This window comes from Serratia sp. root2 (genome assembly GCF_031931805.1).
GTDB lineage: Bacteria > Pseudomonadota > Gammaproteobacteria > Enterobacterales > Enterobacteriaceae > Serratia > Serratia inhibens.
Window position 1 is genome coordinate 2,230,470 of the sequence record NZ_JAUJXB010000001.1, and the last position, 12,756, is coordinate 2,243,225.

13 protein-coding genes are annotated in these 12,756 nt (G+C 58.0%); 4 read left to right on the forward strand and 9 right to left on the reverse strand.

Annotation, left to right across the window (positions count from 1 at the left end; genetic code table 11):
• The first annotated feature begins 22 nt into the window (after window positions 1-22).
• Together QZQ97_RS10190 and fghA are read left to right on the forward strand one after the other, a co-directional pair.
• A complete protein-coding gene (locus tag QZQ97_RS10190; RefSeq protein ID WP_164713374.1) occupies window positions 23-1,150 on the forward strand; it encodes an S-(hydroxymethyl)glutathione dehydrogenase/class III alcohol dehydrogenase in 1,128 nt (375 codons plus the stop codon).
• Window positions 1,151-1,164: 14 nt separating this feature from the next.
• Window positions 1,165-2,010: an S-formylglutathione hydrolase gene (gene fghA / locus QZQ97_RS10195; RefSeq protein WP_311993332.1), complete on the forward strand. Its 846-nt coding sequence runs from the start codon at window positions 1,165-1,167 to the stop codon at window positions 2,008-2,010.
• A 33-nt stretch (window positions 2,011-2,043) separates the two neighbouring features.
• Here fghA and QZQ97_RS10200 read toward each other — a convergent pair whose 3' ends face one another.
• From QZQ97_RS10200 to QZQ97_RS10235, 8 genes are all read right to left on the reverse strand, one after another.
• Complete coding sequence (locus QZQ97_RS10200; protein ID WP_311993333.1) at window positions 2,044-2,358, reverse strand: CcdB family protein; 315 nt, start codon at window positions 2,356-2,358, stop codon at window positions 2,044-2,046.
• 2 nt (window positions 2,359-2,360) lie between these two features.
• The gene (locus tag QZQ97_RS10205) at window positions 2,361-2,597 is read right to left on the reverse strand and encodes a type II toxin-antitoxin system CcdA family antitoxin (protein ID WP_311993334.1); all 237 of its coding nucleotides are present in this window, start codon (window positions 2,595-2,597) and stop codon (window positions 2,361-2,363) included.
• Between the two features lie 144 nt (window positions 2,598-2,741).
• Window positions 2,742-3,650: a glutathione ABC transporter permease GsiD gene (gene gsiD, locus QZQ97_RS10210; protein ID WP_311993335.1), complete on the reverse strand. Its 909-nt coding sequence runs from the start codon at window positions 3,648-3,650 to the stop codon at window positions 2,742-2,744.
• A gap of 9 nt (window positions 3,651-3,659) precedes the next feature.
• Window positions 3,660-4,580, reverse strand: coding sequence for a glutathione ABC transporter permease GsiC (gene gsiC / locus QZQ97_RS10215; protein ID WP_013812170.1), 921 nt, complete (start codon window positions 4,578-4,580; stop codon window positions 3,660-3,662).
• A 52-nt stretch (window positions 4,581-4,632) separates the two neighbouring features.
• Window positions 4,633-6,171, reverse strand: coding sequence for a glutathione ABC transporter substrate-binding protein GsiB (gsiB, locus tag QZQ97_RS10220; RefSeq protein ID WP_311993336.1), 1,539 nt, complete (start codon window positions 6,169-6,171; stop codon window positions 4,633-4,635).
• Window positions 6,172-6,194: 23 nt separating this feature from the next.
• A complete protein-coding gene (locus QZQ97_RS10225; RefSeq protein ID WP_311993337.1) occupies window positions 6,195-8,072 on the reverse strand; it encodes a dipeptide ABC transporter ATP-binding protein in 1,878 nt (625 codons plus the stop codon).
• A 19-nt stretch (window positions 8,073-8,091) separates the two neighbouring features.
• Window positions 8,092-9,048 carry an isoaspartyl peptidase/L-asparaginase family protein gene (locus tag QZQ97_RS10230; RefSeq protein WP_311993338.1) on the reverse strand — a complete coding sequence of 319 codons (957 nt, stop codon included), beginning with the start codon at window positions 9,046-9,048 and terminating at the stop codon, window positions 8,092-8,094.
• Window positions 9,049-9,438: 390 nt separating this feature from the next.
• The gene (locus QZQ97_RS10235; RefSeq protein WP_311993339.1) at window positions 9,439-9,975 is read right to left on the reverse strand and encodes a DUF924 family protein; all 537 of its coding nucleotides are present in this window, start codon (window positions 9,973-9,975) and stop codon (window positions 9,439-9,441) included.
• Window positions 9,976-10,211: 236 nt separating this feature from the next.
• On the opposite strand from QZQ97_RS10235, the gene moeA reads away from it, so the two are divergent.
• Together moeA and moeB are read left to right on the forward strand one after the other, a co-directional pair.
• Complete coding sequence (gene moeA / locus QZQ97_RS10240; RefSeq protein WP_311993340.1) at window positions 10,212-11,450, forward strand: molybdopterin molybdotransferase MoeA; 1,239 nt, start codon at window positions 10,212-10,214, stop codon at window positions 11,448-11,450.
• A 2-nt stretch (window positions 11,451-11,452) separates the two neighbouring features.
• On the forward strand, window positions 11,453-12,208 hold the full coding sequence (gene moeB, locus QZQ97_RS10245) for a molybdopterin-synthase adenylyltransferase MoeB (RefSeq protein WP_311993341.1): 756 nt from the start codon (window positions 11,453-11,455) through the stop codon (window positions 12,206-12,208).
• Window positions 12,209-12,359: 151 nt separating this feature from the next.
• On the opposite strand, the gene QZQ97_RS10250 is transcribed toward moeB, so the two are convergent.
• Window positions 12,360-12,692, reverse strand: a complete 333-nt coding sequence (locus tag QZQ97_RS10250) for a hypothetical protein (protein ID WP_311993342.1) — start codon at window positions 12,690-12,692, stop codon at window positions 12,360-12,362.
• Window positions 12,693-12,756 lie beyond the last annotated feature (64 nt).

The window sequence follows — 12,756 nt, forward strand, 5'->3', positions numbered from 1 at the left end:
AAATAGACCACTGGAGACCATGATGGAAATGATCAAAACCCGTGCCGCCGTTGCCTGGGGCCCGAACCAACCGCTGAAGATTGAAGAAGTCGATCTGATGCCACCGCAAAAAGGTGAAGTGCTGGTGCGGATCGTCGCCACCGGCGTCTGCCACACCGACGCTTACACTCTGTCGGGGGCCGATCCGGAAGGCGTGTTCCCGGCGATCCTCGGCCATGAAGGCGGCGGCGTGGTAGAAGCGGTAGGCGAAGGCGTCACCAGCGTGGCGGTCGGCGATCACGTGATCCCGCTGTACACCCCGGAATGCGGCGAGTGCAAATTCTGTAAATCCGGTAAAACCAACCTGTGTCAGGCAATACGCGCCACCCAGGGCAAAGGCCTGATGCCGGACGGCACGACCCGCTTCTATAAAGACGGCCAGCCAATCTTCCACTACATGGGCACCTCGACCTTCTCCGAATACACCGTGGTACCGGAAATCTCGCTGGCGAAAATCAGTAAAGAAGCGCCGCTGGAAGAAGTCTGCCTGCTGGGTTGTGGCGTCACCACCGGCATGGGCGCAGTGATCAACACCGCCAAAGTGCAAAAAGGCGACACCGTGGCCATCTTCGGCCTCGGCGGCATTGGCCTGTCGGCGATTATCGGCGCGCAGATGGCCGGCGCAGGCCGCATCATCGGCATCGATATCAACACCAGCAAGTTCGATCTGGCCCGTAAACTGGGCGCAACCGATCTGATCAACCCGAAAGACTACGATAAACCGATTCAGGACGTGATCGTCGAACTGACCGACGGCGGCGTTGATTTCTCCTTCGAATGCATTGGCAACGTCAACGTGATGCGCTCCGCGCTGGAATGTTGTCATAAAGGCTGGGGCGAATCGGTGATTATCGGCGTAGCCGGTGCCGGCCAAGAGATCTCTACCCGTCCGTTCCAGTTGGTCACCGGCCGCGTCTGGCGCGGTTCTGCCTTCGGTGGTGTGAAGGGCCGTTCGCAGCTGCCGGGCATCGTCCAGCGTTATCTGGACGGCGAGTTCGCGCTGAATGACTTTATCACCCACACCATGGGGCTGGAGCAGATTAACGAAGCGTTCGATTTGATGCACGAAGGCAAATCAATCCGCTCGGTTATTCACTTCGACAAAAAATAAGCCAGGAGGCAGAGATGAACTCGTCATTAGAACTTCTCGAAGAGCACCGCATGTTCGGTGGCTGGCAACAGCGTTACCGCCATGCAGCGCAGAGCCTGAATTGCAACATGACTTTCAGCATCTATCTGCCGCCGCCGCGTGATGATAACCCGCCGCCGGTGCTGTACTGGTTGTCGGGGTTGACCTGCAATGATGAAAACTTCACGTTGAAGGCCGGTGCGCAGCGCATCGCCGCCGAACTGGGCCTGGTGCTGGTGATGGCCGATACCAGCCCGCGCGGCGACGATGTGCCGAACGATGAAGGGTACGATTTGGGCCAGGGCGCCGGGTTCTATTTGAACGCCACGCAGGCGCCGTGGGACAAGCATTTTCGCATGTACGATTACCTCAGCGATGAGCTGCCGGCGTTGATCAATCAGCATTTCAGCGTCAGCGATCGCCAGTCGATCTTTGGCCACTCAATGGGCGGTCATGGCGCGCTGATGTTGGCGTTTCGTAATCCGCAGCGCTTTCGTTCCGTGTCGGCGTTCGCGCCGATCGTCAACCCTTGCCAGGTGCCTTGGGGGCGTAAAGCCTTCACCGCCTATCTGGGGAACGATGAAAGCCAGTGGCTGCAATATGACAGCTGCCACCTGCTGGCCACCGGCGCGGAAAAAATGCCGGTGCTGGTGGATCAGGGCGACGGCGATCAGTTCCTGGCGGATCAACTGCAACCGGCGAAACTGGCCGAGCTGGCACGCCAGCGCGACTGGCCGCTGACGCTGCGGATCCAGCCAGGCTACGATCACAGCTACTTCACCATCGCCACCTTTATCGAAGACCACCTGCGCTTCCACGCCGAACACCTGTTCCGCGGATAAAAAAATCCGGGCGGTTTAACCGCCCGGATTTCATCAGATACCGTCGAAAAGAAAATCTATTGCGGCTTTAACCTTGGTTCGGTATTGGGATGCATCGCAAAATTCAGCGCCCAGGGTGCGAACGGGAATACTTGCCATCTCATGAGTCATAACGGCGTACTCGTTGTCATCCACCAGCCTGACCAAAGGATTCAAGCGTTCCGGGCGAGTACTGGCCGGATATTTTTCAATGGGTAATAACGGGATCACAATTCGGCGATTTAATTGCCCGATGATATCGCTCGTCACGTCAAGCAGCAGGGGATAGACTGCGCTTTTCCCTGTATTCGCGTATACCGTAAATTGCATCGCTAAAACGTCCTGTATTCGTCACTGAAACAGGCATGTTCATCATGAAAACGATTTAAAGCATCGATCGCTTCTCGGTTTTCTTCCTTCCATTTCCTCATCTCATGCTGACGCAATTCGGCATCCAAAGCAGCATTCAGCGTAGCACTGAGGTTAATGCCCGCCTCACGTGCGCGGCTCAGTAAACTGCGTTCCACCGCCATGGTAACGCTTTGGGTCGTTCGTTGTTTTACTGGCATTAGCACCTCCCACAATAACCTTCGTGCAAGCAACACGGCTTATTGAACGAATAATAACACCGAGGAGCGGTGTTAGCCCATTCAAATGTGCGCCACGCATCATGGTGAAACCGGCCCGAACGCGCAAAGGCAACAAGCCAAAAGTCACCCCTTCAGTTTCGGATCCAGCGCATCGCGCAGTCCGTCACCCAACAGGTTAAACGCCAGCACGGTGAGGAAAATCGCCAAACTGGGGAAAATCGCCACGTGCGGCGCAATCACCATATCGGCGCGCGCCTCGTTGAGCATCGCGCCCCACTCCGGCGTCGGCGGCTGCGCGCCCAGGCCGAGGAACGACAGACTGGCGGCGGTAATGATGGAGGTGCCGATACGCATGGTGAAATACACCACAATCGACGAAAGGGTTCCCGGCAGAATATGCCGCATGATGATGGTCCAGTCCGAAGCGCCAATGCTGCGTGCCGACTCGATATAGGTCAGGTGCTTCAGCACCAGGGTATTGCCCCGCACCAACCGGGCAAACGCCGGAATGCTGAAAATGGCCACCGCGATAATCACATTGGCCATGCCGCTGCCCATGAGCGCCACCACGCCAATCGCCAGCAGGATGCCGGGGAACGCGAACAACACGTCGCAAATGCGCATGGTGATACGATCCCACCAGCCTTCATAATAGCCTGCCAACAGCCCCAGCAAGGTGCCAATCAACCCGCCGGCCAGTACCGAGAACACCCCGGCGGCCAGCGAAATGCGCGTGCCCATCAGAATGCGGCTAAAAATATCCCGCCCCAGCGAATCCACGCCCAGCCAATGCACCAGCGAAGGGCCTTCGTTCAGGCGGTCATAATCAAAATAATTTTCCGCATCAAAGGGGACCAGATAGGGCGCAAACAGCGCTGCGGCCACCAACAGCATCACAAACAGTCCCGCGACCAACGCCACATGCTGCCGGCGGAAACGCCGCCAAAACTCATGCCACGGCGTGCGTACCGCGTTAGGGTTGATCGTCGGCATCGCCTTCAGTGCGGCATTACGTCGCCAATGCTTAATCATGCAGCGCCCTCATTTGTAGCGAATCGCCGGGTTAATTGCCGCATACAGCATGTCCACCAACAGGTTAATCAGAATGAACTCCAGAGAAAACAACAGCACCTCGGCCTGGATCACCGGGTAATCGCGCATCTCGACGGCATCGACCAGCAGCCTGCCCAGCCCTGGCCAGTTAAAGACTTTCTCCACCACGATCGAGCCGCCAAGCAGAAAACCGAACTGCAATCCCATCATGGTCACCACCGGGATCATCGCGTTGCGCAGCCCGTGCTTAACCACCACCATGGTTTCTCGTACGCCCTTGGCACGTGCAGTGCGCATATAGTCTTCTTGCATCACCTCAACGAATGAAGCACGGGTAAAGCGCGCCATCACCGCCGCCACCGCCGCGCCCAACGTAATCGAGGGTAAAATATAGTGCCGCCAACTGTCGGCACCCACCGTCGGCAACCAACCGAGGTTGACGGAAAACACCTGCATCAGCAGCATGCCCAGCGCAAAGGCGGGGAATGAAATGCCCGAGACCGCCAGCGTCATGCCCAGGCGATCCGGCCAGCGGTTGCGCCACACGGCGGACACCATGCCAATGGCCATGCCGAAGATCACCGCCCACAGCATGCTGGTAAGGGTCAGCCACAGCGTTGGCATAAAGCGCGAACCTATCTCTTCGCTCACCGGGCGCTTGGACACCATCGAGGTGCCGAAATCGCCCTGTAGCGCGTTGACAAAAAAATGGACGAACTGCTGAGGCAACGGCTTGTCCAGCCCCAGATCCTTGCGCACCAGTTGCACCACCGCTTCGTCGGCATCCGGCCCCGCCGCCAGCCGTGCCGGATCGCCGGGCAGCAGGTGAACGAACAGAAACACCAGCACCGCGACAATCAGCAGCGTCGGGATAAGACCCAACAGTCGTTTCAGAAAATAATTAAGCATGTCGGGTTAATCCCCTCACCCCGCCCCCGGATAGAGGGCGGGGATTGGCGCCTTATTTGAGATCGGCATTATCAAAGTTGAACGAGGTATCCGGCATCACATAGAAACCGCTCAGCTGTTTGTTGTTGGCCGACAGCAGGCGCTCGGTCGCCAGGAAGATCCACGGCGCGTCGGCCCAGATGCGATCCTGCGCATCTTTGTAGAGTTTTTGCTTCTCGGCACGATCGGTGGTCGCCAGCGCGCCGGTCAGATCCTTGTCCACCTGCGGATTGCTGTAAAACGCAGTGTTGAACTGCTTGGGCGGTGCAGCCTGGGTGGAGAACAGCGGCGACAGCGCCCAATCCGCCTCACCGGTCGATGCCGACCAGCCGGTGTAGAACATACGCACGCCGGTGTCTTTCACCCCGACGCTTTCCACCTGTGCGGCTCGCTGGCCGGCGTCCATCGCGGTCACCGTTACTTTCACACCAACCTGCGCCAGCTGCTGCTGAGCGAACTGCAGCACTTTCTGCGCAGTGCTGTGGTTATGCGAAGACCATAGAGTGGTGGTGAAGCCGTTCGGGTAACCTGCCTCTTTCAGCAGTTCGCGCGCCTTGGCCGGATCGTACGGCCACGGCTTGTAGCGGGTAGCGAAGTCGATCGCCGGCGGTACCGGCCCTTCCGCCGGTACAGCGTAGCCGGAGAACGCCACTTTGATCAGCGCATCCTTGTTGATGGCGTAGTTCAGCGCCTGACGCACCTTCGGATTGTCAAACGGCTTCTGGGTGACGTTCAAGCTGATATAGCGTTGCAGGATCGAGGGGGCAGCCACCACATCGAGCTTGCCATTGCCTTCCAGCACCTTGGCCTGTTCGTAAGGGATCGGGAAGGCAAAGGTCGCTTCGCCGGTTTGCAGCATCGCCGCACGGGTGTTGTTGTCCACCACCGGGCGCCAGGTGATGCTGTCGAGCTTCGGCAATCCTGGCTTCCAATAGCCATCGAATTTCTTCACCTTGACGAAATCGGTCTGGTTCCAGGTAACGAACTGATACGGCCCGGTACCCACCGGATGGAAGCCAATCTCCTTGCCATACTGCTTCAGCGCCGCCGGCGAAATGATCGCCGCTGCCGGGTGTGCCAGGTTGTTGATAAACGCCGAGAACGGTGCCTTCAGCACGATTTTCACCGTATTGGCGTCCACCACTTCGGTTTTGTCGATCATCTTGAACAGGTTGTAGCGCTTGAGATGGCTGTCCGGGTTGCTGGCGCGATCCAGATTCACCTTTACCGCCTCGGCGTTGAACTCGGTACCGTCGTGGAATTTCACCCCCGGATGCAGCTTGAGGGTATAAGTCAGCCCGTCTTTGCTCACCTCGTAGCCGTCCGCCAGCACATTAACCAGCTTCATATCTTTATCAAAACCGAACAGCCCCTGATAGAAAGACTTGGCTACCGCCTGAGACAGCGTGTCGTTGGCGTCATACGGGTCCAGCGTGGTGAAGTTGGAAGCCACGGCAATCACCGCATCCTTCGCCGCCCAGGCCGGGCCGGTACCCATCGCAGCCAGCAGCACGGCGGCCACCAACGCATTACGTTTGAATGTGTGCTTCATGTCGCTTGTCTCTCCTGAGGTCTTTAATAAGCACCGGCGATCGGGTGGCGGGCAACAAAGTGTCCCGGCCCAACCTGTACCAACGGTGCGGTAACGGGTTCATCGCCCAGCGCGCGGATCGGGCTGGGAATTTCATCCACCAACAGCGGTTGGCGTTTGTGGGCATGAGCCGGATCGGCCACCGGTACTGCCGCCATCAGCTTGCGGGTGTAAGCGTGCTGCGGGTTGTCGAACACCGCTCGGCGCGGGCCGATTTCGACGATCTGGCCGAGGTACATGACCGCCACGCGGTGGCTTATGCGTTCCACCACCGCCATATCGTGCGAGATAAACAAGAATGCAATGCCGAGTTCACGCTGCAAATCGAGCAATAAATTGACGATCTGCGCCTGAATCGACACGTCAAGGGCCGACACCGACTCGTCGGCGATCACCACCTTCGGGTTCAATGCCAACGCACGCGCAATGCAAATACGCTGCCGCTGGCCACCGGAAAATTCATGCGGGTAACGCCGCGCATGCTCAGGTTTCAGCCCTACGCGCTCCAGCAACCAGGCCACACGCTCCTCCGCCGCCTTGCCACGCGCCACGTTATGTACCAACAGCGGCTCCATAATCGAGAAGCCGACGGTCAGCCGCGGGTCCAGCGAAGCGTAAGGATCCTGGAAGATAAACTGGATATCGCGCCGCAGGTGCTGCAACGCCGGGCCTTTCAGTTGGTTTATCTGACGGCCGTCAAAAGTGATGGTGCCGTGCTGGCTGTCCACCAGCTTTAACAACGAACGGCCGGTGGTGGATTTGCCGCAGCCGGACTCCCCCACCAGCCCCAGCGTTTCGCCGGGATAGAGATCAAAACTGACGTTTTCCACCGCGTGTACCCGACGGGTGACGCGGTTGAAAATACCGCTGCGCAGATCAAAGCGCGTGACCAGGTTTTCCACTCGCAGGATCGGTGTTGCGCCAGGTGTCACGGTATCCTGCGGCAGCCCATTGTCTTCGCCGCCGGGCAGAGGGAATTTGGCCGGGAAATCTTTATCCGCCATCGAACCCAGCTTGGGTACTGCCGCCAGCAACGCCCGAGTGTAGGGCTGTTGCGGCGCGGCGAACAGATCGCGCACCGGCCCTTGCTCCACTTGTTCGCCCTGATGCATCACCAGCACCCGATCGGCAATCTCCGCCACGACGCCCATATCGTGGGTAATGAAAATCACCCCCATCTGCATTTCCTGTTGCAACACGCGAATCAATTGCAGGATCTGCGCCTGAATGGTGACGTCCAGCGCCGTAGTCGGTTCGTCGGCAATCAGCAACGCGGGTTTGCAAGATAACGCCATGGCGATCATCACTCGCTGGCGCATGCCGCCGGAAAGCTGGTGCGGGTAACGCTTAAGCACGTCTTTGGCTTCGGGAATGCGCACCAGATCGAGCATGCGCAAGGCTTCTTGCTTCGCGGCACGGCCCCCCATCGCCTGATGCAGCCGCAGAGACTCGGCGATCTGCTCACCTACCGGAAATACCGGATTCAGCGACGTCATCGGCTCCTGAAAAATCATCGCCATATCGGCACCGCGCAGGGTTCGCAAGGTGCTCTGACGCGCTCTAGCCAGATCCAGCACCTCGCCGTTGCGCCGGCGAAACGGCATAGCGCCGCTGACGATAGCGCCGCCGCCCTGCTCAACCAGCCGCATCAACGCCAGAGAGGTCACCGATTTTCCCGAACCGGACTCGCCGACGATCGCCAGCGTTTCACCGCGATCGATGTCAAATGACAGGTTGCGCACCGCCTCAACGGTGTCGCCTTGCTGGTTAAACCGAATGCCAAGATTGCGCACCGACAGTACGCGCTGCGGCGGCAAAAATAACTCAGAGTCAGCCGCAAGCGGCATTGCAGTATCGGTCATGCACCCTCCTGGTGTTCGGTTAGCGATAAATCCCTATGGACGGCGCATCGCCGACATAACCAAAGCCGCGGTACATCCCTTCACTGTTGAAAGGCAGCGCCACGTTGCCGTGGCGATCGATGGCGATCAGCCCGCCGCTGCCGCCCATCGCCGGCAGTTTTTCCATCACCACCCGGTCGCTGGCCTGCTGCAGGCTCAGACCGGCGTACTCGATCAATGCAGAAACGTCATAAGCCGCCACACCGCGCATGAATATTTCGCCGGTGCCGGTGCTGGAGATCGCCACCGTGGCGTTGTTGGCATAACAGCCGGCGCCGATGATCGGCGTGTCGCCTATCCGGCCGGCTTGTTTATTGGTCATGCCGCCGGTTGAGGTGGCGGCCGCCAGATTGCCTAATGCATCCAGCGCTACCGCACCGACGGTGCCGAATTTACGATCGGGGTCTATGGGATCGCCGGCCTGCGCCGCGCCGTCGTGATCGAGCAACACTCGGCCCTGCTCCGCCTGAGCGCGGTGCAGTTGATCAAAGCGTTCTTGGGTAAAGAAGAAATCGGGGGCAACCATTTCCAGGCCGTGGGCGGCGGCGAATTTTTCTGCGCCCTCACCCGCGAACAGCACATGCTGGCTGTTTTCCAATACCGCACGGGCGGCCAAAATCGGATTACGGATGCGGCTGACCCCGGCGACGGCACCGGCGTCGCAGGTGCGCCCGTCCATCACGCAGGCATCCAGTTCATGAGTGCCCTGATGGGTAAACACCGAGCCTTTGCCGGCGTTGAAGAGCGGACACTCTTCCAGCAGCCTGACGGCCTCGGTGACTGCATCCAGCGCGCTGCCGCCCTGGGCCAGAATATTCTGGCCTGCGGCGACAATGGAGGACAGCGCTTGAATATACTCTTGTTCTTTTTCGGCACTCAGCGCCGCACGGGTAATTGCGCCCGCGCCACCATGAATGGCAATCACTGGTTTGCTCATTTGCCTGACACCCTGTGTTAAACCCAAGCCTTTTCCAAGACGCCTATACCCAATGGATTTCGAGTTGCAGCCAGGCGGCCAGTTCGAGAGCCACCAGGCATGCTTGAAATACGACGGATATAATTATTATTCTGACTTTTTTCGACTATATTTAGCCTGGCTATCGAAGTAAAGCATAAAGTCATCGCTCAGCATTTAGCGTAGCCCGCTTAGACTATTTCGTACATTGAAATAGCTTAATGGAATAAAAACAGAAGGTTAGCCTAACGCATCAGCGTTGAAACCGTGGCTGGAATTTTTGTTAAAAACCTCAGTCGATCGCTCTGGATAAATAGCCGCTTAGCGTTCAACCTGCTGTGTTTTCGCCGGCTGAACGCAGATAATCAATATTCAGAAACCCGATCCCGGCAGCAGTAAAAATGCGTCTTCCTCCGGCGTATTGATCCGGCCTAATATCGCATTACGGTGCGGATAACGGCCAAAACGATCAATGATCGCTTTATGCCGTAATTCAAATTCCAATTGATCGCCATTATTCAGTTCGGTATACAGCGCCAGCGCCTGCTGATGAATCACCGCCGATTCCGAATGCATAAAGGGTAAATAGAGAAAACCGCGCTGTTCGCGGCTGAGTTGTTCGCATTGCCCGGAACGGATCGCCTCTTGCGCCAGTACCAGCGCCATGCAGTCGCTGGAAAATGCACGGGGCGTCCCCCGATACAGATTACGGCTGAACTGATCGAGCACGATCACCTCCGCCAACCGTCCTTCAATAGTTTCGCGCCAGTGCGCCAATTCTCCCGCTGCCGCCGCGTGCCACAATTCGCCAAAGCGCACCTGCAACCGGCTGTCGAAATCATCGTCTTTCTTGAACCACATCACCGGATCGATTTCCTCGAACCAGAAATCTATGACCTGTTTATGCATAACGTTTCTCCCTTGTTTTACTCAGTCTATACCCTGTGGCGTTCAAGTTGCAGCCCGCTCATCCTCAGACATTGTCGGGACAGATATATTCCTCCCTTGGCCACCAGTCCGGCGCAGCCAGCAACGCTGCAGCTCGAAAAACGACGGGTGTAACCCGTTCTCCCCTTCGGCGTTATCTGCCATAATACCCCCCACATTGCCGCTATTTTTCGCGCACCCCGAATACGGAGTTCCTTATGGATCATTGCCATACTTCCGATCTCATCTCCCTTGAGCAGGCGCTGGAGAAGATGCTCAGCCAACTCTCTCCCCTGCAGCAGACCGAATCCATCCCCCTGAACGCAGCCGCCGGCCGCATTACCGCCGCACCGGTGATTTCACCGATCGACGTGCCACCGTTCGCCAATTCGGCCATGGACGGTTATGCGGTGCGTATCGCAGACCTGCATGCCAACGCCCCGCTACCGGTCGCAGGCAAAGCCTTTGCCGGTACGCCGTTCAACGGTGACTGGCCGGCCGGCACCTGCGTACGCATCATGACCGGCGCGCCTATCCCAACCGGTGCCGAGGCGGTGATAATGCAAGAGCAAGCCGAGGTGAGCGATGCCGGAGTTCGCTTCACTGCCGTGGCGCGCACCGGGCAAAATATCCGTTTGGCGGGAGAAGATATCCAACAGGGCGCCGGCGTGTTGCCTGCCGGCGTCAAATTGGGCGCTGCGCAGTTGCCGTTGCTGGCCTCACTCGGCGTCGCCGAGGTGTTGGTGATCCGCAAGTTGAAGGTCGCGGTGTTCTCTACCGGCGACGAGTTGCAGCCGGTAGGCCAGCCGCTAGAAGCCGGGCAAATTTATGACACCAACCGCTTTGCGGTACGTCTGATGCTCGAACAATTGGGCTGCGAAACGCTCGATCTGGGCATTATCCGTGATGACCAGAATGCGCTGCGCGCCGCCTTCGAGCAGGCGGACAGCCAGGCTGACGTAGTGATCAGCAGCGGCGGCGTATCTGTGGGTGAAGCCGACTACACCAAACAAATGCTCGATGAGTTGGGCGAAGTCAGTTTCTGGAAATTGGCGATCAAACCCGGTAAACCCTTTGCGTTTGGCAAGCTGAAGCACGCCTGGTTCTGCGGCCTGCCGGGCAACCCGGTTTCCGCCGCACTGACCTTCTACCAGTTGGTGCAGCCGTTGCTGGCAAAACTGGCCGGCCACAGCGAATGGCATCTGCCCCCGCGCCTGCGCGCACGCGCATTGACGCCGTTGAAGAAAGCACCGGGTCGCCTCGATTTCCAGCGCGGCGTGTTTGCCAGCAATGCCCAGGGCGAGTTGGAAGTGAGCACCACCGGCCATCAGGGCTCGCACGTATTCAGTTCGTTCAGCCAGGGGAACTGTTTCATCGTGCTGGAGCGCGAACGCGGTTCCGTGGCGGTTGGCGAAATGGTGGAAATCGAGCCATTCAACAACCTGCTGAGGAGCTGAGCATGCTGCCGGAATTAACCGACGCCGAAACGCTGCGCTATAACCGCCAGATTATCCTGCGCGGCTTTGACTTCGACGGCCAGGAAAAACTGAAGGCCGCTCGAGTGCTGATTGTCGGCCTGGGCGGGCTGGGATGCGCTGCTGCGCCTTACCTGGCTGCGGCCGGCGTCGGCCATTTGACGCTGGTTGATTTCGACACCGTGTCCCTCTCCAACCTGCAACGCCAGATCCTGCATCGCGATGCACGCCTTGGCATGACGAAGGTCGAATCGGCTCGTCTCGAACTGAGCGCCATCAATCCGCATATCCGTATTGATACCGTGGACGGGCAGTTGAACGACGAACAGATGGCGGCGCACATTGCCGCCTGCGATCTGGTGCTGGACTGCACCGACAACGTAGCGACACGCGATCTGCTCAACCGCCAGTGCCATACGCTGCGCAAACCGCTGGTTTCCGGCGCTGCGATCCGCATGGAGGGGCAGCTCAGCGTATTCACCTACCAGCCGGACGAGCCCTGCTATCGCTGCCTGAGCCGGTTATTCGGCGAGAACGCCCTGACCTGCGTCGAGGCTGGGGTTATGGCACCGTTGGTGGGCACAATCGGTACGCTACAAGCGATAGAAGCGATTAAGCTATTGGCACAATACGGCCAGCCCCTCACCGGAAAACTGCTGATGTTCGACGCCATGACGATGCAGTTCCGCGAGATGAAATTGCCGAAGAACCCGCAATGCGAGGTATGCGGCGGGGAATAGCAAGCATTGGCCAAACGGGTTACCATGCCGGACCGCAGAGCCCCGCGTAAGCCCCCCATTCTGATGAATAACATATAGGGTGAACCCTCATAACTTTGGTGGGTCGCCCTATATTATGCCTGACTCAATCATCTTCTGAATCTGATCGATGCTATCCGCCCCAAACATCTTTTTGAAACCTTGCCCAGCCAATTGCCTGAATTTCCGCGAGAGAAAAGCTATTCCCAGAAGGTTGCCAGGGCCCGATCAAGCCAGGATTATAATTAGGGTTATATGATCCTAATCCTTGTCCAATACCGGGGGCGATTTGGTGACCATTTTGTATCCCAGTGTATAACTCGCCAGCGACATAGCCCCCCAATGCTCCAGCGTAAGGATTACCACCAGAGGCCCAGGTCCCTACTAAAGTACCGCCCAATTGAGCCAGTTGTTCACCACCAGCACCCGATATCTGAGCAGTTTCACGCAAACCAAGCTCTTTCATTCTTCGTCATCCTTTACATTGATAATGTTGAAAAAAACAAAGACAAAGCCGCCCACAAGGCATA

What these genes read in the sequence shown, in the direction of transcription:
- QZQ97_RS10190 (WP_164713374.1), top strand. Translation starts at nt 23, where the DNA reads ATGGAAATGATCAAAACCCGTGCCGCCGTTGCCTGGGGCCCGAACCAA.
- fghA (WP_311993332.1), top strand. Translation starts at nt 1,165, where the DNA reads ATGAACTCGTCATTAGAACTTCTCGAAGAGCACCGCATGTTCGGTGGC.
- QZQ97_RS10200 (WP_311993333.1), bottom strand. Translation starts at nt 2,358, where the DNA reads ATGCAATTTACGGTATACGCGAATACAGGGAAAAGCGCAGTCTATCCC.
- QZQ97_RS10205 (WP_311993334.1), bottom strand. Translation starts at nt 2,597, where the DNA reads ATGCCAGTAAAACAACGAACGACCCAAAGCGTTACCATGGCGGTGGAA.
- gsiD (WP_311993335.1), bottom strand. Translation starts at nt 3,650, where the DNA reads ATGATTAAGCATTGGCGACGTAATGCCGCACTGAAGGCGATGCCGACG.
- gsiC (WP_013812170.1), bottom strand. Translation starts at nt 4,580, where the DNA reads ATGCTTAATTATTTTCTGAAACGACTGTTGGGTCTTATCCCGACGCTG.
- gsiB (WP_311993336.1), bottom strand. Translation starts at nt 6,171, where the DNA reads ATGAAGCACACATTCAAACGTAATGCGTTGGTGGCCGCCGTGCTGCTG.
- QZQ97_RS10225 (WP_311993337.1), bottom strand. Translation starts at nt 8,072, where the DNA reads ATGACCGATACTGCAATGCCGCTTGCGGCTGACTCTGAGTTATTTTTG.
- QZQ97_RS10230 (WP_311993338.1), bottom strand. Translation starts at nt 9,048, where the DNA reads ATGAGCAAACCAGTGATTGCCATTCATGGTGGCGCGGGCGCAATTACC.
- QZQ97_RS10235 (WP_311993339.1), bottom strand. Translation starts at nt 9,975, where the DNA reads ATGCATAAACAGGTCATAGATTTCTGGTTCGAGGAAATCGATCCGGTG.
- moeA (WP_311993340.1), top strand. Translation starts at nt 10,212, where the DNA reads ATGGATCATTGCCATACTTCCGATCTCATCTCCCTTGAGCAGGCGCTG.
- moeB (WP_311993341.1), top strand. Translation starts at nt 11,453, where the DNA reads ATGCTGCCGGAATTAACCGACGCCGAAACGCTGCGCTATAACCGCCAG.
- QZQ97_RS10250 (WP_311993342.1), bottom strand. Translation starts at nt 12,692, where the DNA reads ATGAAAGAGCTTGGTTTGCGTGAAACTGCTCAGATATCGGGTGCTGGT.